Source organism: Mucilaginibacter sp. UYP27, from assembly GCF_040547175.1.
Lineage (GTDB): Bacteria > Bacteroidota > Bacteroidia > Sphingobacteriales > Sphingobacteriaceae > Mucilaginibacter.
The window spans coordinates 295,686-316,461 of record NZ_JBEPPE010000003.1 but is presented as its reverse complement, the minus strand read 5'-3'; the positions used below and the strand labels follow the sequence as shown (position 1 = coordinate 316,461).

Annotated in this window: 15 protein-coding genes; 12 read left to right on the top strand and 3 right to left on the bottom strand. The window is 44.0% G+C overall.

What is annotated here, in order from left to right:
• Positions 1–103 precede the first annotated feature (103 nt).
• The 4 genes from ABIB39_RS13160 (at position 104) to ABIB39_RS13145 (ending at position 3,688) form a co-directional block, all read left to right on the top strand.
• Positions 104–532, top strand: a complete 429-nt coding sequence (locus ABIB39_RS13160; RefSeq protein ID WP_354430614.1) for a GNAT family N-acetyltransferase — start codon at positions 104–106, stop codon at positions 530–532.
• Positions 533–643: 111 nt separating this feature from the next.
• Positions 644–1,531, top strand: coding sequence for an oxidoreductase (locus tag ABIB39_RS13155; protein WP_354430613.1), 888 nt, complete (start codon positions 644–646; stop codon positions 1,529–1,531).
• Between the two features lie 82 nt (positions 1,532–1,613).
• Positions 1,614–2,426, top strand: coding sequence for a helix-turn-helix domain-containing protein (locus ABIB39_RS13150; protein WP_354430612.1), 813 nt, complete (start codon positions 1,614–1,616; stop codon positions 2,424–2,426).
• 92 nt (positions 2,427–2,518) lie between these two features.
• Positions 2,519–3,688, top strand: coding sequence for a hypothetical protein (locus tag ABIB39_RS13145; RefSeq protein ID WP_354430611.1), 1,170 nt, complete (start codon positions 2,519–2,521; stop codon positions 3,686–3,688).
• A 3-nt stretch (positions 3,689–3,691) separates the two neighbouring features.
• Here ABIB39_RS13145 and ABIB39_RS13140 read toward each other — a convergent pair whose 3' ends face one another.
• On the bottom strand, positions 3,692–4,612 hold the full coding sequence (locus ABIB39_RS13140) for a hydroxypyruvate isomerase family protein (protein WP_354430610.1): 921 nt from the start codon (positions 4,610–4,612) through the stop codon (positions 3,692–3,694).
• A gap of 99 nt (positions 4,613–4,711) precedes the next feature.
• Positions 4,712–6,259, bottom strand: coding sequence for an MFS transporter (locus tag ABIB39_RS13135; protein WP_354430609.1), 1,548 nt, complete (start codon positions 6,257–6,259; stop codon positions 4,712–4,714).
• Between the two features lie 174 nt (positions 6,260–6,433).
• On the opposite strand from ABIB39_RS13135, the gene ABIB39_RS13130 reads away from it, so the two are divergent.
• The 8 genes from ABIB39_RS13130 (at position 6,434) to ABIB39_RS13095 (ending at position 19,725) form a co-directional block, all read left to right on the top strand.
• Positions 6,434–7,027 carry an RNA polymerase sigma-70 factor gene (locus ABIB39_RS13130; RefSeq protein WP_354430608.1) on the top strand — a complete coding sequence of 198 codons (594 nt, stop codon included), beginning with the start codon at positions 6,434–6,436 and terminating at the stop codon, positions 7,025–7,027.
• Positions 7,028–7,098: 71 nt separating this feature from the next.
• Positions 7,099–8,049, top strand: a complete 951-nt coding sequence (locus tag ABIB39_RS13125) for a FecR family protein (RefSeq protein ID WP_354430607.1) — start codon at positions 7,099–7,101, stop codon at positions 8,047–8,049.
• Between the two features lie 263 nt (positions 8,050–8,312).
• A complete protein-coding gene (locus tag ABIB39_RS13120; protein WP_354430606.1) occupies positions 8,313–11,663 on the top strand; it encodes a TonB-dependent receptor in 3,351 nt (1,116 codons plus the stop codon).
• A 12-nt stretch (positions 11,664–11,675) separates the two neighbouring features.
• A complete protein-coding gene (locus ABIB39_RS13115; RefSeq protein ID WP_354430605.1) occupies positions 11,676–13,328 on the top strand; it encodes a RagB/SusD family nutrient uptake outer membrane protein in 1,653 nt (550 codons plus the stop codon).
• A gap of 36 nt (positions 13,329–13,364) precedes the next feature.
• On the top strand, positions 13,365–14,504 hold the full coding sequence (locus ABIB39_RS13110; protein ID WP_354430604.1) for a SusE domain-containing protein: 1,140 nt from the start codon (positions 13,365–13,367) through the stop codon (positions 14,502–14,504).
• Between the two features lie 55 nt (positions 14,505–14,559).
• Positions 14,560–15,720 (top strand): glycoside hydrolase family 76 protein, encoded by a 1,161-nt coding sequence (locus ABIB39_RS13105; RefSeq protein WP_354430603.1) that lies wholly within the window; start codon positions 14,560–14,562, stop codon positions 15,718–15,720.
• 69 nt (positions 15,721–15,789) lie between these two features.
• A complete protein-coding gene (locus ABIB39_RS13100; RefSeq protein ID WP_354430602.1) occupies positions 15,790–17,205 on the top strand; it encodes a glycoside hydrolase family 125 protein in 1,416 nt (471 codons plus the stop codon).
• A gap of 48 nt (positions 17,206–17,253) precedes the next feature.
• Positions 17,254–19,725, top strand: coding sequence for a glutaminase family protein (locus ABIB39_RS13095; RefSeq protein WP_354430601.1), 2,472 nt, complete (start codon positions 17,254–17,256; stop codon positions 19,723–19,725).
• A gap of 81 nt (positions 19,726–19,806) precedes the next feature.
• On the opposite strand, the gene ABIB39_RS13090 is transcribed toward ABIB39_RS13095, so the two are convergent.
• Entirely contained in the window at positions 19,807–20,685 is an 879-nt protein-coding gene (locus ABIB39_RS13090) for a hypothetical protein (protein ID WP_354430600.1), read from the bottom strand.
• Between the last annotated feature and the right edge of the window lie 91 nt (positions 20,686–20,776).

Sequence of the window (20,776 nt, the reverse complement as noted above, 5' to 3'; positions counted from 1 at the left end):
TTTTAGTTTATATATCTGGACTAAAGCCTTTATATTTATTGGACTATGGCTTAACAGCCACAGGTTTTCATATTTGGATATTGTTAACCTTAAATCCTTAAAAATGCCTATCTCAGATATTGTATTTCAGCGTGAATTAACGCTTGGTGCTGACGAATTTATTGACGTGTTAAGGCGTAGCACACTTGCCGAGCGCCGCCCTGTGGATGATGCCGAACGCATACAGGATATGCTTCAAAATGCCAACCTTATTATAACCGCGCGTATAGATGGCAAATTGGTTGGTGTATCGCGTGCGCTCACAGATTTCGCTTTTTGTACTTATCTTTCAGATTTGGCGGTTGACCAGGCCTATCAAAAAATGGGTATCGGCGTACGTTTAATTGCCGAAACTAAGACCCATTCTCCAAAGGCAAAGCTAATATTGCTTGCGGCACCGGCTGCGGTAAATTATTATCCAAAAACCGGCATGACCAATTTTACCCATTGTTTTTTGCTGGACGATGTGAATAATCTTAAACTGAAAGAATAGCAATCATCTTTAATATTGTTTGAACTTTTCAGCAAAGTGGTTTGAGCTTTGCAACAAAACGCAGTCATGCGTTACAACCTACTTTTGTCTTATACAATAATAATTAAAACAATGACAAAAGTTTGGTTCATAACAGGTAGCTCACGCGGATTAGGCCGCAGCCTTACAGAAGCGGTGCTTGCAACAGGCGATAAAGTAGCCGCAACGGCACGCAATACAGATAGTTTAAACGAGCTTGAAAATAAATATCCCGGCCAGGTCTTTCCGGTTAAGCTGGATGTTAATGACAAAGCGCGGGTACATAAAGCCATTGCAGATACGGTAGCACATTTTGGTAAAGTAGATGTGCTTGTAAACAATGCAGGCTTTGGTATAACCGGCGCGGTTGAAGCCTATACCGATGAGCAAGTACGCAGCCAGCTGGAAACTAATTTATACGCGCCGATAGAAATAACACGCGCAGTTTTACCTTACATGCGCAAGCAGCGCAGCGGGCATATCTTGCAGATCAGTTCGATAGGTGGCAGGGTTGGTAGCGGCGGTGTAAGTATATACCAGGCAGCCAAATTTGGCCTTAGCGGATTTAGCGAGGGCTTGGCTGTAGAGGTTGCGCCTTTAGGTATCAAAATTATTTGTGTTGAGCCGGGTGGTTTCCGTACCGATTGGGCTGGCGATTCGATGACGTATGCGCCACATGTAGAAGGTTACGAAACCACTGTTGACGTTCGTGTAAATGCATTTAAAAGCGGTAGTTTTACACCAACAGGCGACCCGGGCAAAGCCGCCCAGGTAATGATAGATATGGTAAATACCCCTGAGCCGCCTTTACACCTGTTGCTCGGCAGCGACGCCGTAGGTATTGTAAAATATTCTGAAGCGGCTAAACTTAGGGAATTAGAAAAATGGGAAAGTACCAGCCTTGCTACCGATGCGGATGGTGCCGAAAATTTCCTGGAAACTGAATACGGTAAACGATACATGAGTTTGAAAAGTAATTAATAGTGACGGTTGATCGGGTGAATGGTTGCCTATTTGTAACTTTGTACCATCCACCCGATCAACCTTTTTTTAAATCTGCACCATGCCAACCAAACAAGAACATACCGAACGCCCCAAAATAGCATACTCTTGCTACGTTACCCGCAGCCGCGAGGGTGAGCAGTTTGTACCCGAGCATGTATTTAGCTACCACATAGCCGGGACCATGACAATTAATGACGGGCAAAAGGAATCTGTTTTTAAACCGGGGGATTTTAGGTTCATTATGCGGAATAACCTGGTTAAGTTTTTGAAAGTACCACCGCCAAACAGCGACTTTAAATCGGTATCGGTTTACCTGGATCAGCAAACGCTGCGCAATTTTAGTATAGAGTACGGCTTCAAGTCTACAGGGCATTACACCGGAAATGCGGTGATGGTATTACCGCCACAACCCTTGTACAAAAGCTTCATGGAATCCATCATTCCGTATCAATCAAACGATATCACTATCGATGATAAACTGCAGGAGCTTAAACTCCGCGAAGCTATTTTAATCCTGTTGCAAAGTAAGCCCGAAATGAAGGATGTTTTGTTTGATTTTAGCGAACCCGGCAAGATAGATCTGGAAGGTTTTATGGAGAAAAACTTTCACTTTAATGTGCAGCTTAAGCGTTTTGCGTACCTAACCGGCCGCAGCCTGGCAACCTTTAAGCGCGATTTTGAGAAGATTTACCACATCACTCCAAGCCGCTGGTTGCAGCAACGCCGTTTACAAGAGGCACATTACCTTATCAAAGAAAAAGGTAAATCTGCTTCAGATGTATATTTAGAGCTTGGTTTCGAGGATCTTTCGCACTTTTCATTCGCCTTTAAGAACAAGTACGGCGTGGCGCCATCAAGGATAAAAAATTAAATATTTATTAGTGTTAATTAAACGTTAATATAATGTATATTTAATGTAACCAAATTATAAGCCATGCTACGGCTGTTACGTTTATTTTTTTAATGCTTTTTATATTGCCATTCGCAATTGCGAACGGGCAGGGGCACGATGTACGCGTAGATTTTTATAAAGACCCCTTTATCGTTAAGGTTGATGATTCGGTGTTGGTAAATTTGCCGCAACCGCTTAATGCCGATATTTTAAAAAAGTATTATGCCACTGTAAACGCGGGCAAATACCAGGTAGTGGTGGATTCCCTTTTAGCTTACAAACAAGAGCACCAATTAAACGATTGGATGTACTATCAGCTTATCCGCAGGGTGGCGCAACAGATTAGCCCTAAGGAGGCCAACTATGGTGCATATACTTTTTACAAATGGTTTATGCTCAATAAGTCCGGGTACGACGCAAGGCTGGCACTGGCCCATCAAAAAGTGATATTTTACGTTTACAATAACGAGGATATTAGTGATATCCCATATTTTATGGTGGATGGTAAACAGTTTGTTTGCCTTAACTATCATGATTATGCCAAGGCCGACCTTAACGACTACCCGCCTATTCCGGTAAGTATCCCCATCGCGGCAGCAGTAAAGGCATTTTCGTACAAGGTTACCCTGATGCCCGATTTTAAACCCGAGCATGACATAGAAAAGCAAATGTCGTTTGAATATGACCGTAAACAATATCATTTTAAAATAAAGGTAAATATCGATCAGCAGAAGGCATTTAACAATTACCCCGGTGTAAGTTTTGAAACATACTTTAATATCCCGCTGAGTAAAGAAACCTACGGTTCACTTATCCCATTGTTGAAGAAAAATATGAAAGGAATGGATGAACACAAAGGTGTTGATTACCTAATGCGCTTTACCCGTTACGCTTTCCTGTATGAAAACGACAATGAAAATTTCGGCAAGGAAAAACGCCTTTCTCCGGGAGAAACCCTGGCCTCAAACTACAGTGATTGCGATGACCGTGCAGCTTTATTTTTCTACCTGGTAAAGGAGATCTATAATTTGCCAATGATAGCGCTATTATACCCAACGCACATTACCATGGCGGTAGAATTTAGCAAGCCGGTAGGCGAACCTATTGTTTACAATGGCAAAACCTATTCGGTCTGCGAGCCAACCCCACAGTTAGAGAACTTAATTATTGGTCAAATGTCTGCTAAATTAAAGAACACGCCTTACCAGGTGGTATATGCTTATGAGCCGTTGGTTAGGTAATCCCTATAAAAAATTATCGCTTTCCCTGTAAGCTTCAATAATCCTCAGCTCACCGTCTTTACCGGGGCGGGAGTTGCCATGCTCCATACCTAATACACCCTTGTAGCCGTTCTCGTGTAAAAAATTAAAGATGTTCTTGTAGTTCACTTCACCGGTAGTAGGCTCGTTACGGCCTGGGTTATCGCCTATCTGGAAATAAGCAATCTCGTCCCAGGTAAGCTTAATATTGTTGATCAAATTACCCTCATTTTTGGCCATGTGGTACATATCATACAATATCTTGCAGCTTGGGCTGTTAACGCCCTTACAAATCATATAGGTTTGTGCCGATGTGCGCAGGTAAAGGTCGGGCGTATCGCTAAGAGGCTCCAGCACCATTACAATGCCGTGTGGCTCCAATATCTCGGCACCTTTACGCAGGGCAGTTATCACGTTCGCGTTCTGGATATCCAGCGGTAAGTTGCGGGCAAAATCGCCTGGGACCACGGTGGCCAATTTGCCGCCGCAACGTTTGGAAACTTCTACCGCCTGGTGGCAGCCTTTCAAAAATATATCGATATGTTCCTGCTTTCCATCGGCTAAGGTATTCGCCCCGTTTCCCCCTTTATCCAGCACAAAAACACCCATGTTCATACCAAGTTTAGTAAGTAGGCCGCCAATTTTCTCCTGCTCGGCAGGGCTGCGGCTGCTCATGCCATTATCCTCGATGCTGCGGAAACCCTGGTCGTACATGAAACGGATCTGATCTAAAAAATTGGCACCTCCCGAATTTTTGAACATGCCATCGTGTGGGGCATAATTCATGTTAAAAGGTTTGCCGGGGGCGATGCTTTGGTTAGCATTAGTACTTGCCAAAACCGAGTTGCCGGCCAGCATAGAACCTGCCGCCAATGCGCTATTTTTTAAAAAATTGCTTCTGTTCATGGTAAAGAGGGTTTGTATTCGATTGATATTTCGAGGGCGTAATATCACATTTTTTATGATAACTACTATACGATACTTTAATTTATAGGTCATGTTGCGTTATTCTGTACCTTTCTTCACAGCGCTATTGCGGATAAACAGCACGGCCATTAACGCACCTAAAAATCCCAATCCCGCAGCAATGCGCATTATATTACCGTAAGCTGCTATAAAGCTGTTCTTGTAAGCTTTTTCAATCGCCGCCTTATCCTTCACCTCAAACCCGTAAGGTACTTTGGCGTTGCCCAGATTTACAGACTGTTGCTCTATAACCCTTCTTTGCTTATCATTTAACTTTCCATTTTTAAGCTGGCCTTGTAACGCGCCAGAAAAAAACAACACGGCTAATGCACCAAGTATAGCGTTAGCAAAAACATTAGCTATTCGGGTAAGCGCGTTATTTACGCCAGACGCTGCCCCCGAAAAATGATCGCTTACGGAACCCATTACCGCAGCGGTTAGCGGCGCTACGGTAAACGACATTCCCAATCCAAACACCAATATCCCGGGGAAGAATGTGGTCCAATAGTCAGATGGCCCGGCTGTTTGTTTCACAAACGACAGGATGAGCAAACCAGCACCAGCCGCCGCAGGGCCGCCAATAAGTAGCAGGCGCGGGCCATGCTTATCTGCCAATGCGCCTGCAAACCTTGCAATGGTTATCATCAAAACCGTAAACGGCAAAAATGTTAGGCCCGATTGTAGCTGACTGTAGCCCTGCACCTGCACCATGTTCAAACCTAAAAACAACATACCCGCGCCAAGCCCGGCATATAAGAAAAACGTAAGCAAATTGGCTCCGCTAAAAGTTAAATTAGCAAAAAGCTGCAAAGGCATCATCGGGTATTTGCTCTTCTTTTCGATGAATACAAAAGCGATTAACAGCATCAATCCACCACCTAAAGATGTATAAACTTGCCAGTTGTGTAGCCCTACCGCAGGGATGCGCAGAAAACCGAATGTAACTGCCGCCAAGCCCAACGCAATGGCTATAGCACCTGCAAAATCGAGGCCTTGCTTGCTGTTGTCGTCTTTTATTTCGTTTACGTTTTTAGCTAATATGATGAGGGCTATAATGCCTATGGGTATGTTGATGAAAAAGATGTATCGCCATAAACCGGCATCGCCAAAGGTACCACCTAAAACGGGGCCACCCATGGTAACTACTGTTGTAAAAGCACTCCAGGTACCTATGGCTTTGCCGCGTTCTTTTGGGTTGATAGAGGAGGAGATGAGCGACAAACTCCCCGGTATCATCAGCGCGCCCCCAATACCCTGCATCATCCTGAACACGATAAGCAGCGTAACGCCCGGCGCGAACCCACATGCTGCGGAACCCAATATAAATATGAAAATGCCCACCATGAAAACCTTTTTGCGGCCAAGCCTGTCGCCAAGTGAACCACCCATCAGGATGAGGGCGGCAAGCATCAGGAGGTAGGCATTCAGGATCCAGAAAAGATCGGTGCCGCTGGCGTTTAGGCTTTTTTGCAGTGATGGCAATATAACATTTAAGGCGGTACTATCAATAAATGCCATGGCCGATGCCATAATGGATGACACCATTATCCATTTGCCGGCCTTACTGCCCAGTGCAACTGTTGCCATGTTTATAGGTTTTAAGTAAACCTACTAAAAACGCTTCAGTAAAACTATTGTTCGGTTACCGCCATCGTAATTGTGCGTACTTAGTGTATTGAAATTTAAGTAACTATTTTTTATTTGAAGAAAACTTTGTAATTATGCCTTACCAATTACAGCAAACCATTTACCGTCCATTTTATGCTTCCAGATAAGGAATATCAAATGTGGCCCGATGCAGAACTTTTAGAACTGCTAAGGCATGACGACCGTAAGGCGTTTGAAACGCTGTACTATAAATATTCGGGTAAGGCCTACCAGGTGGCTTATAATCTTTTTAGGGATAGCGACGTTTGTGAAGACCTTGTTCAGGAGTTGTTTATTGATCTTTGGGCAAAACGGAACACCTTATGGATCAATTCGCTGGAATGGTATTTAAAAGTAGCCATTAAAAACCGCGTGCTGATGTACATACGCACCCAAAAGGCCACGCTTGACCTGTCGGCCATTGCAACACTTACCGAAAGATACAGTGCCGACAGTAAATTAATGCAAGGCGATATCAGCCATTTGCTTGATGAAGGGGTAGAGCGCCTGCCCGAAAAATGCCGCCAGATCTTCACCCTGAGCCGTAAAGAGTACCTTAGCAATAAAGAAATAGCCTCCCGTTTAAACATTTCGGTTAAAACCGTAGAAAACCAAATGACCATTGCCCTGCGCTACCTGCGTATAGGCTTAAGCGACTACCTGCCGGTATTAATTGCTGCTATTCTGGTGCAGATCTTCAGCGCGTAGTTATCCCTCTAAAATATTTTTATTTCCCTTTAGGGGGTGCCGCCTGCAATTGCATCTTACATATATAAACCATGAGAAAGTTTACTTTTCTGAGAAAAAAAATCCAGGCCAAAGACCGCGCTTTGCAGGAAAACCTTGTGACCAAATATTTTGACGATATGCAGCTTAGCGATGAGCCAGCCGCCGGCAAAGACAAAGGTTTTAACAGCGATGAGGTATATAACCGCATTATAAATAGCATTGATGCTATGCCGGTTAAACGCGCGGGTAATGGTAAAAAGTGGATGGTTGCCGCATCGTTAGTTGCGGTGGCTTCGCTCTCGGCATTGTTTTTTGAATATCGCTTACAGATACTTGATGTAGTATCGCCCATTCCCCAAAAACAATTTACAGCAGCAAACGGCCAGGTGGCTGCTTTTACATTATCAGACGGTACCAAGGTATGGCTAAACGGTGGGAGTAAATTAACTTACCCGGCGGAGTTTCGTGGTAATATCCGCGAGATCACGCTAACAGGGGAAGCGTTCCTTGAAGTGGAGCACGACGCTGAAAAGGCCTTTATTGTGCACACAGGTACGATTAAAACGCAGGTATTGGGTACCAGTTTTAATGTTAAGGCTTATCCCGAAGATGCTTTTGTAAAGGTTGATGTAGCTACCGGTAAAGTAGGTGTGCTTGCGCCTTCGGTGAAAACTGTATTTCTTACCCCGGCGCAAGAAGTTTTAATGGATAAGAAAACCCATAGCGCCGTTTCCACTCAAGGTGTTGACATTACAAACCTTACCAGTTGGAAAAGCGGAGACTTTGTGGTTAAGAACATGCCATTGGCCGAAGTGCTTAACGCAATCTATCATCGTTACAATGTAACGGTAAAGGCTGATGCTAACCTTACCAAATGCGCTATCTCGGCCAATTTTACCAATGTATCGCTGCAAAATATCATCAAAATAATTTCCAAGCTGGTGAGGGGCAAAGCCGTAGCAGATGGCCAGGGTTACCAATTAAAAGGTAAAGGCTGCTAATAAAACAAGACCAATTATAATAGAAAGATAAACCAATTATCAGTTCACCTAAATTAAAAACGAATGAAGACATAAATACATAAAAAAACCCTGATCAATGGGAATTGAAACAGGGTTATTAAAATGCCGGGTTATTATTAAGTGTACGTTCCAGAGGTCGAATTCAGAGAACGCCGCACTTGAATTTCAAACACTTTAATTTATTCAAATCTATGAATATATCTCTATTTTCAAATGGAGTAGTTCGTTATGTATTAATATTAATGAAAATTACCTCGCTTGCCTGCTTCGTTGTTTGCTTAATGTGCTTTACCGCCGTTGCAAACAATTCTTATGGCCAAAAATTTTTAGAGCAACAGGTAACGCTTAAGCTTAAAAACTTAAAACTTACGGATGCGCTTGATAAAATTGCTGCCGATAAAAAAGTAAAATTCGCTTACGCGGATAACTTACTGAAGCCGACATTTAAGGTTGACGTTAACGTAACAAATAAAAGTATCAAAGAGGTACTTGACGAGGTTTTAACTCCATACAACCTTAGTTACAAACTAATTGACGATGTTATCGTTATTGGCGATAAGGCCGAGACGCTTGCTTCTACAGGCCAATCTTCCGTAGCTGTAAAAGCAACAAAAATCACCGGTAAGGTATTGGATGATACCAACCAACCATTGCCGGGCGTAAGCGTTAAGCTTAAGGGTACCACCCTTGGTACAGTTACAGATGTAAACGGTAATTTTGTTTTAGACCTACCGAACGCGGATGGCACCTTGGTATTCAGCTTTATTGGTTTTACCTCTAAAGAAGTGCCGCTTAACGGTCAAACTTCTGTAGGAAATATCCAGTTAGTAGCTTCGCAAAGTTCGCTGAACGAGGTTGTGGTGGTAGGTTACGGCACTCAAAAACGGGTGAATGTTATTGGCGCGGTAGATCAGATAGGTACAAAAGATATTGAAGGCAAACCTGCCGTTAACTTAACACAGGCATTACAGGGTACATCGCCAAACTTAATTATCCAACAAACCAGCAGCGAGCCTGGCGCCCAGCAATTGATTAACATACGCGGCGTCAGCACATTTGGTAATAACACACCGCTTATCGTGATTGATGGTATTACCGGTGGTGATCTTAACCTGCTTAATCCGTTGGATATCGAAAGTATTTCGATATTAAAAGATGCGGGTAGCGCGGCTATTTACGGTTCGCGTGCTGCTAACGGTGTAATTTTGGTTACCACTAAAAAAGGTAAGAAGAATGCCGGCGCAGTTCTTACTTACAATGGCCAGGGTGGTGTGCAAATACCACATGTTGGTTATAAACCGGTACACGCTTACGAAAACGCTCTTTTACGTAACGAGGCGGTTGTAAATGCAGGCTTAACCCCAGTTTACAGCCCTGCGCAAATCCGTGATTTTCAGGCACAGGGTGATCAGCAATGGTTTTTGGATGCTATTTTGCAAAATGCGGTACAGCAGAACCATAACCTTAGCTTAAGCGGAGGCAGTGCAAACTCTACCTACCTGGTATCTGCCGGTGTACTCGATCAGCGCAGTAACCTCGTCGGCCCCGATTATGGTTTAAGGCGTTACAACTACCGCATGAACTTAGCCACCGAATTTGGGCGCTTAAAGTTAACCAGCATTTTAGCTTACACCCGTACCGAGATCAAAGAACACTCTTACCAAACAGGTACGCTTATAGTAGATGCCGGCCGTACGCCAACATACTACAAAATTAAAGACGACCAGGGCAACTACTTAACCAATGATGTATTGGCAGAATTTAATCCGCTTGGTATCCTTGAAAAAGGTGGTTACCGCAAGCGCGATAATGATGATATCTTTGGTAATCTTACCGCAGAGTTAGGTATTACCAAAGATCTGAAACTAAAGGGCGTGTTTGGTGGCAGGCTAACGTCCAACCATATGTTTGGCCGTGTTATACAGGTTAACTACTTGCCAAAAGGCAGTTACGGATCTGACAGGAACACTTTTGACGAGAATCAGAAGAACCTATTTGTTAATTCGCAGTTTTTAGCGCAGTACACCAAAACATTTGCAAAGAATCACAATGTTGATGTGCTGATAGGTGTGGCTAACGAGTCATCTACTAATGATGCGAATTACCTTCGCCTTAAGTTTACCGATCCGGAATTGGGAACCCCAACAACCGGTACAATAATCGAAACCTCGTCATCAGCCACAAATAATAACAAATTTGAAAGCAGCCTTAACTCAGTATTTGGCCGCGCGTCATACAACTTCAAAAACAAGTATTACGGCGAGTTCGATTTTAGGGTGGATGCTTCATCTAAATTTGCTAAAAACAATCGCAATGCCTTCTTCCCGTCGGGAACTATTGGTTACCGTTTAACCGAGGAGGATTTTATGCAGAGTTACCGCGATAGATTTGGTGACCTGAAGATTCGTGGTTCTTACGGTATTTTGGGTAACCAAAATGTTGGCGATTACCAGTTCCTGAACACGTTTGGCGTATCTACCGATAGCTACTACGCGTTCAACAACTTGCCCCAAAGTACCGCTACCATCGGTTTTGCTAACCCTGATATACGTTGGGAGCGCGCATCTACCTTTAACGTTGGTTTTGATGCAACATTCTTTAAAAACGCGCTTTCCGTATCTGCTGATTACTTCAACAAAATTACCCGCGACATTCTGTTGCCACCCGTTGTACCGGGTACATTTGGCGCAGGGTTAGGAGATTATAATGCAGGTGAAGTACAAAACCGCGGTTGGGAAGTAACCATCAACTACCGTTTAAAAACAGGTGCGTTTAACCACAGCTTCGCCTTTAACGTTGCCGATACCAAAAACAAAGTTTTAAAACTTGAGGGTGGCGATCAGCTCCGTACCAGCGATGAAATGCAAATTATAAACAAAGTTGGTTTGCCAATAGGTTCATACGTTGGCCTTAAACGTGATGGTTATTTCCAAAACCTGGATGATATTAACAATGGCCCTAAACCGGCCGGCCTTAACGTGCAGCCGGGTGATAACCGTTATGTAGATGTTAACGGCGATGGCATAATTGACGAGAACGATAAGTTTGTTTTAGGCAGCGGCTTCCCGCGCTTAACATTTGGCTTTACTTATAACCTCACGGTTAAAGGCTTTGACCTAAACCTATTTTTACAGGGAGTAGGCAAACGCAGTATGTTTATAAGGGGTGAGCAGGTAGAACCATTCCACGTCAACTACTCGCAGGTTATTTACCAGCATCAGTTAGATTACTGGACACCAAACAACCCTGACGCCCGTTTCCCTCGCCTTGCAGCAAGCGGAAGCCAGTCAAACGAAAATAACTTCCGCAGGGGGTCTGATATGTATTTATTTGATGGCTCTTATCTAAGGGTTAAAAATATACAAATAGGTTATACATTGCCAACAGGCGTTGCAAAGGCTATTGGTATGCGCAAGGTTAGAACTTATGTTACCGGCCAAAACGTGCTTACGTTCTCGGGCTTGAAGTTTATCGACCCAGAATCATCAGAATTAAACGGCAGTTCTCAATTGCCTCAAAATGGTGGCGCTAACAGCGCGCGTTCTTACCCTACACCAATTTATTATGGTTTTGGTATTGATATAACACTTTAATTCTACACAGACATGAAAAAATTTAATATCAATAAAATAGGCTTGGCAATAATGCTGGTAACAGCCTTATCTGCCTGTAAAAAGCTGGATCTGGCGCCCGAAAACAGGTTTACAGATGCCAACTACTGGACTACTACGGATAAAGCGAACAACGTTTTAAATACGGCTTATTCGCAGATTTCAAACAGCGGCTACTTCTTTTCGATGGAGGCAATGTCTGATAATGCTTACAACGGCCGTGGCGACAACAACGGAGTTGCATCATTGGCAGCGGGCACTTATGATCCGTCACTGGGCCGTTTGAAAGGCGAGTGGGGCGATCATTACCGCGGTATCAAAACCTGTAACATATTTTTAGAAAATGTTGACAAGGTTACCGTGATGGATGCTACGTTAAAAGCACGTATGAAAGCCGAAGCAAGGTTTATCCGCGCATGGCATTATTTTTTGCTGGAAACCTGGTGGGGCGATGTGCCATTGATAGAGAAAGATATTACTATCGACGAATCAAAAACCGTTGCACGTACACCAAAAGCCAATGTAGTTACTTTTATTTTGAAAGAACTTGATGAGGCTGCAACGGATTTACCTACAAACACCTCGTTGGCCGCTGCAGACAAGGGCCGCGTAACCAAAGGTGCCGCCGTTGCCCTAAAAGCAAGGGTGTTACTTTACGACAGCCGTTGGGCCGAAGTGGTTACCGAGTGTGAAAAACTGATTGGTAACTCTACGAATGGTAACTACGCTTTGTTTAATTCTTACGAAGGTTTGTTTTTACCACAGAACGAGTATAATAGTGAGGTAATATTCGACTTGCAATATGCACCGGTAGCAGCCGGTAACAGGTTCTATACCGACTTTAGGGATATGGCGCCGATATCTGTCGGTGGCAGACTTAACGCCATTGCACCAACACAGGAACTGGTTGACAGCTACCTGATGGCAAACGGTAAAAAGATAAATGCCGCAGGATCCGGTTACGACGAGAACAACCCATATGTAGGTCGCGACCCTCGTTTTACCAATACTGTTGTTTATCACCTGTATCAATGGAAAAACCAGGCTAACGTTACCAGCACTATTTACACCAAACCTGGCAGCGATCCTAACCCGGACCCTACCAAACGTTTTGACGAGTATGCACCGGGTGCTACATCATCGCCAACCGGTTATTATACCCGCAAATACTTTGACCCTACATCAAATACTGCCGATTTTGGCTCGGGCTTAAACCTGATCCTCATCCGTTATGCAGATGTACTGCTAATGTACGCCGAAGCAAAGAACGAGTTAAGCCAGATGGATGCAACCACATGGGATAAAACCATAAAAGTTATCCGTGCCCGTGCAGGCTTTACTGCTGCAGAAGCGTTGAACTTCCCTGCCGGCAACCAGACATTATTACGTACTACCATTCGCGAAGAGCGCCGTGTGGAATTAGCGATGGAAGGCTTACGCATATTTGATATCCGCCGCTGGAAGATTGCCGAAACCGTATTGAACGGTTGGGCACACGGTGCCAAATTTGGCGCACCGGGGGTAGATAACGGTTATATCCGTGCCAACCTGCGCACATTTGATGCAAGTAAAAACTACTTGTGGCCGGTACCAAGAGATGAGCGTGCGGTTGATCCAAACCTTACACAAAACCCCGGCTGGAACTAAAATTATTTATAGAAAAAATTATAATCAATTAAGATCATGAAAAATATTTTATATAGCCTGCTTGCGGGTATGGTAGCCCTGGTTGTTATAACCGGCTGCAAAAAAGACAAAACAATTGGCAACGCCAACGTATCGGCAGTAAGTAACCTGTTTTTACCGGAGGATGGCAAGTTTGTAAAAATCGCGTCAGGTGCATCGGGTTCGGTAGCATTTGAGTGGGAGCAAGCCCGTGCAGAAGATAATGGTTTAGTTTTATATGAGGTTGCATTTGATAAAGAGGGTGGCGATTTTTCAAAACCCCTTTATTCAGTGCCTTCTGATGGTAACGGTTTATACAACAAGTTAACCGTAACCTTTAGCGATCTTAATAAAATTGCCACCCTTGCCGGTGTTAAACCACAGGAATCGGGCAAGGTGATCTGGACAGTTATGTCGTCAAAAGGTATTAACGTACAAAAATCGGGTGTTAACCGCGTGATTGAAATTCAACGCCCTGCAGGTTTTACAGATATCCCAACGGAGTTATTCCTTACAGGTACAGCCAGCGAAGGTGGTGACGACTTGACTAAAGCACTTAAGTTTAAACAAACGGCACCTGGTAAATTTGAAATTTATACATCACTAAAAGCCGGTAGCTTCCATTTTGCAGACCGTAAAACAGGAACGCCAACAACGTATTCGTACGATGGTGCAAAATTAACCGAAGCTGGCAATACAGATTTTGCAGGTGCGACTAAGGTTGAAAAAATTGAGGTTGACTTTAATGTTGCCGCATATAAAACTACCGAGGTTACCAACGTAGGATTATGGTTCTCTAATCAGGCTAAAATATGGTTCGAACTTCCATACGCAGGTAACGGAACCTGGAAGATTGAGAACCAAAAGATTATGCTTGATCATGTAAGCTACGGCCTTGAGGAACGTTACAAATTTAGATTTACGTTTAAAAATGCTGATAACACAAGCACCGAGCAATATTTTGGGAGTGTAAACTCTGATAACAGTGCGGCGAACTCAGGTACACCTGCATCTTACTTTTACGTAGTGCCTGTTAATAATTCGGTGTTTGATTACACTTTTAAGTTTAACCATGATATCGATACAAAAAACGCGGATATCTCGGTGATTTTTAATTCGGACGGTGCGGCTTACACGCACGTGGTAACAATTAAATAATTGGTTTATTGGGCGGCGGGCTTGCCCGCCGCTCATTATAAATTAAAAATATTATATGAAAAACGTAACCCAGCATATAAAAATAATAGCACTGGCAGGGCTTATCCCTGTTATGCTTACTTCCTGCTTAAAGGATAAACCGTTCCCGCTGTATGGAAACAAAGCATCAGCAGTGATCAATTATACTTTTGCGGCAACTGCCGATACTTTGCAGGAAAAAACTTACACTACGTTCCTGTCATCTAACGGAAATTATTTTATCCAAAGCAACGGCGGCAATACCAATTATAACTATTGGCCGCAAGCGCATACGATGGATGTATTTATAGATGGCTATCTACGTACCAAAAACGACCTCTATAAACAGCGCATCAAATCGTTACTAAACGGTACAAAAGCCACTAACGGTAACAAGTTGCAGAACGAGTACTATGATGATATGGAGTGGTTGGCATTGTCAACCCTGCGTGCATACGAAGCTACAAACGATGCAGATTACCTTGCTGCCGCGAATACTTTGTGGACAGACATCAAAACAGGTGTTAACAGCAACCAGGGTGGGGGTATAGCCTGGCGTAAATCGCAGCTGGATTATAAGAACACACCGGCAAACGCGCCTGCAATTATTTTTGCCGCGCGCCTTTACCGCCTGCAAAAAAATGCTGCCGACCTTGCTCTTGCGAAAGAATTATATACCTGGTTAAAAGGTACATTAGTTGATCCTGTTAGCGGTATTGTGTGGGATGGAATCAACGGCGACCACGACGGCCAGATCAGCAAAAATAAGTTTACCTACAACCAAGGCGTGTTTATTGGTGCTGCGCTTGAACTTTACAACGTAACAGGTGATGGTACTTACCTGAGCGATGCTGTACGTACGGCCAACGCTACCATTAAAGACCTTGATATTTCACCGGGTGGCTTGCTAAAAAGCGAAGGCCAGGGCGATGGTGGCTTATTTAAAGGTATTTTGGTTAGGTACCTAACCTTATTGACACTTAAAGAAGACGTATCATCTACAGATCGTGAAGCATACGCCAAATTTTTAAAATACAATGCCGAAACCTTATTTGCAAAAGGTATCAGCAGGCCCGATTTTATGGTTAGCCCGGATTGGAAAACCAAACCATCGGGTACAACAGACTTAACCACGCAAATAAGCGGGGTTACGACGATGGAGGCCGCAGCCACGTTAAAAGCAGCCGGCAAATTTTAAGCACTGAGAATTGGGTCTTCCGGGTTATATTTGGCCCGGAAGATTTTTTTTATTTACCTATTTGAGAACATGAAGAGAAGGCAATTTATTGGCAGCACCAGTATATTAGGTGCAGGAGTATTAATGAGCAAGTTTTCGTTTGCTGCGAAACCAGCATTCCCAGTTGTGCGTGTACCCGTATCGGCACGTAAATTTAAAAATGTATCGATAGAAAAAGCGATTGCAGAGTTTAAATCGAAAGTAAAAAACCCGGAGCTGGGGTGGCTTTTTGAGAACTGTTTCCCAAACACCCTTGATACTACCGTTACCTATAAAGTGGTTAACAACAAACCCGATACCTATGTAATTACCGGCGATATTGATGCCATGTGGCTGCGCGATAGCAGCGCGCAGGTTTGGCCATACATTGCCTTTATAAATAAAGATGCTGAACTGAAAAAACTGGTTGCAGGTGTTATAAACCGCCAGGTTACCTGTATCCTGCGCGACCCATATGCCAACGCTTTTTACGACGACGCCAATAAGGTGGGAGAGTGGAAAGATGATGTTACTGATATGAAACCCGGCCTGCACGAACGCAAATGGGAAATAGATTCGCTTTGTTACCCGGTGCGTTTGGCTTACAAATACTGGAAACTTACCGGCGATACCTCACCATTTGACGCGAAATGGAAAACAGCGATACAAAGCATCCTTAAAACATTTAAAGAACAACAACGTAAAGATAACGACGGCCCGTATTCGTTCCAGCGTAAAACCGCATGGGCTACCGATGGCGTACCGATGAATGGTTACGGCTACCCGGTAAAGCCTGTTGGTTTAATTTGCTCGGCTTTCCGCCCAAGCGATGATGCTACCATTTACTCGTACCTGGTGCCGTCAAACTTTTTCGCGGTTACCAGCTTAAAACAAGCGTCAGAGATGATAAAAGCTATTTCGAAGGATGACGCCCTGTCTGCCGAATTGCTTGCGTTGGCAAACGAGGTGGATGCAGCCCTGCAAAAACACGCCGTGATAGACCACCCGGATTATGGAAAGATCTACGCTTATGAGGTAAATGGCTTCGGCAGTTATAATTTAATGGATGATGCCAACGTGCCAAGCCTTTTGGGTATGCCGTATTTAGACGCCATTAAAAATACCGACCCTACTTATATTAATACCCGTAAAATGCTTTTATCGCTTAACAACCCGTTCTTTTTTAAAGGCACGGCAGGCGAGGGCATAGGCGGACCGCACATTGGCAAAGATATGATCTGGCCTATCAGTATCACCATCCGGGCGTTAACCAGTACCGATGATAACGAGATAAAAGAATGTATTGAAATGTTGCGCAAAACGCATGGCGGTACAGGCTTTATGCACGAGTCGTTCCACAAAAATGATCCTACTAAGTTTACCCGTAAATGGTTTGCATGGGCAAATACGCTGTTTGGCGAATTACTTTGGGAAACATACACACAAAAGCCACAATTATTAAGCTAAATCGTTAAATTGCGGTTCAATTTTAAACTGTCAAATTAACATCTAACTATGAAAAGCACTTTGAGAATCGCCTGCCTGCTTGCAGGTGCGTTTATAAATCAGCATGCGCATGGGCAGGCTACTAAGGCCCCGGCGTATCCGCTAATAACGCATAACACGTATTTTAGCATCTGGTCTAATACCGATAACCTAAACGAGTCGACAACCCATCATTGGACAGGTAAAAACCAATCTTTATTGGGACTAATAAAGGTTGATGGCGAAACTTACAGGTTTATGGGCCAGCAGCCGGTAACATACCGCACCGTTTTGGCAGATGGCGAAACCAAACCATACAGCGTTAAATACACTGAAGTGATCCCTGCCGAGGGCTGGGAGAAAGCAAGTTTTGACGATAAGGCATGGAAAATAGGCACGGCGCCATTTAGCGATGATGCATCATTGGCAAAAACGCTTTGGAAAAGCCGCGATATATTTGTGCGCCGCACGTTTACTTACACAAAATCTGAACCTATAAATAAACTAATTTTAAAGCTTCACCACGATGATGATGCCGAGGTGTTTCTCAACGGCGAACGAATCAACGTAAGTAAAGGCGCAAACGGTGATTTATTACCCGTTAATATAGATGAAAGCGTCGCCGCTAAACTTAAAGAAGGCGAGAACGTGCTGGCTATGCATTGCGTAAATACAGGTGGTGGCGCATGGCTTGATGCCGGCTTCGCAGATGAAGTTAAACCTATCGATACCAAAGGCCTTAAAATGGCACGCCAAACGGGTGTGCTCATCAATGCTACACAAACGATCTATTCATTTTCCTGTGGGGATGCCGACCTGAAAGTTACCTTCACCTCGCCATTATTAATGGATAATCTTAACCTGCTTTCGCGCCCGGTTAGCTATGTTACTTACAGTGTAAAGGCAAATGATGGCAAAAGCCATAACGTACAGGTGTACTTAGGTGCATCGGCAGATCTGGCGCGCTATAAACCAAACCAGGCAGTAACCGCTCAGAAATTGACATCAGGTAACTTATCGATACTTAAAGTTGGTACTAAGGAGCAACCCATCCTGCAAAAGAAAGGTGATGATATGCGTATCGATTGGGGATACCTTTATGTAGCGGCGCCTTTAGCATCCAAAGCATCGCAATACATCACCAATGATGATGAGGCTGCAAGCTCTTTCATCAATAACAAAAAAATATCTACCACTCCCGGCGGTACTTCTGTGTTCCTGAATACCGTTATTCCTTTTGGTAAGGTAGGCAGTGCATCTGTAGAGAAATTTATTGAATTAGGTTATGACGATATATACTCGGTTCAATACTTCGGTAAAAATCTAAGGCCGTGGTGGAACCGCGATGGCAAGAAAACCATCGCCGGCGAACTTAAACAGGCTACTATCGATTACAAAGCCATCATGGCCAAATGCGTAGCGTTTGATAACGCCATGAATGTTAAAGCATCAGCATCGGGTGGGTTAGCTTACGCCAAACTTTGTGCTATTGCTTACCGCCAGGCTATATCCGCGCATATCCTTGCGCGCAGCCCAAAAAACGAAGTGCTTTGGTTATCAAAAGAAAACTTTAGCGGTGGTTTTATCAATACGGTTGATGTTACCTATCCATCGGCACCATTGTTCCTGATCTATAACCCTAAACTTGCCGAAGGTATGTTGAACGGCATTTTTGAATTTAGCGAAACCGGTAAGTTTAAACACCCGTTTGCCGCGCATGATCTAGGTACTTATCCGTTCGCCAACGGCCAAACTTATGGCGAAGGTATGCCGGTAGAGGAATCCGGCAATATGCTGTTGCTTACCGCGGCTATAGCTAAAGCAGAGGGCAATGCCTTATTCGCCAAAAAACACTGGGCAACACTTACCACCTGGACTAACTATCTGATTAAAGAAGGCCTTGACCCGGCCAACCAGCTTTGTACCGATGACTTTGCAGGGCATTTGGCGCGTAATGCAAATTTATCGTTAAAAGCCATTAATGGCATTGCCGCGTACGCTATCCTTGCCGATATGCTGGGCGATAAAGCTACCGCAGCAAAGTATCACGCAACTGCTAAAGATTTTGTAGCTAAATGGATGAAGATGGCTGATGCCGGCGACCACTACTCGCTGGTATTTGAAAAGCCAGATACCTGGAGCCAAAAGTATAACCTGGTTTGGGACAAATTGCTAAACCTTAATATTTTCCCGAAAGAGGTTTACACCAGGGAGATAAAATACTACCTGACCAAGCAAAATGAATACGGTTTGCCGTTGGATAGCCGCAAAACGTACACCAAATCCGACTGGATAATTTGGACGGCAACGCTTGCAGACAATCCTGCAGACTTTAAAGCATTAACAGATCCAATCTATAAATATGCTATCGAAACACCGTCACGCGTGCCTATCAGCGACTGGCACGAAACTACCGACGGCAAACAGGTAGGTTTCCAGGCGAGAAGTGTGGTTGGCGGTTATTTTATGAAAATGCTGGAGCAGCAGTGGAAGAAAAGATAAATAGACAATCCCCCAAAGATCAATAACAGTAAAGCCCGGCGCACAAACATGCAGCCGGGCTTTTTAATTAACTCACATTGATCAATCAGGAATATTGTAATACGCCTTAACCTCCTGATAATTAGCTAAGTTTGGCCGTTTTGCTGCCGTTGGTGCTGCAGTGCCACCCGGTATAATGATATAACGGTATTGGATTATCGTTGATAATGGCACAGTGTTAGAATTATCGAGCGTGAAACGGGTTATTACAATTTGCTTGAGCTTAGGTAAAAAGGAAATGATATTTGCTTTACCACCTGCATAACTGTTGTAAGGCAACGGAATTACGCCACCGCCATAATTTAAATACAACAATACCGTACCAGAATTTAGAATGGGAGTAGTAAGCGCCGGCACGTTAAGATGCCCCACCTTAATTGCAGAATTATCCACAACGCTATCCTTAAAGTTAGCTGCGAAACTCCAGCCCGAGTACATTACGTTGGCAGTGCCAGCGGCGCCTGTTGCACCTTTTAATGATATTGCAATACCCCAGCCCGTGCTAATTTTAGGCCCGTAGAATGACGAACTGTTTTTATCAAGGTAGTAGTCGCCTGTGGCGCCAAGGGTTGCGGCAGGGGCTCCTGCACCGTCCAGGATCTTACTGCCGGCTGTGCCTGTAGCACCCTTAGCACCTTTTAAAGATACACCGTCGCCCCATCCGGCGTTTGTTTTTGGCCCGTAGAACAAACTTGTGGCAAGATTAATGTAAAAGTCGCCGATAGCGCCTGTGGTTGCTGCAGGTGCTACGGTGCCGCTTAAAACGGTATTGCCGTCGGTACCTTTAATGCCTGTTGTGCCCTGGGCACCTTGCGTTCCGGCATCGCCTTTTGGGCCTGCCTCTTTTGAGCAAGAACTGATAATCGCGCCTGCCATCATTGCTAAAAGCAATGGCTTTGTAAATAGTTTTAAAGTTTTCATAGTGTGTTTTTTGATATTAACCACAATATGAGCGGTTTAATTAAATGGTTTTAATACAATGAGTGGATGGTGCGTTTGAATTAGCGAATGC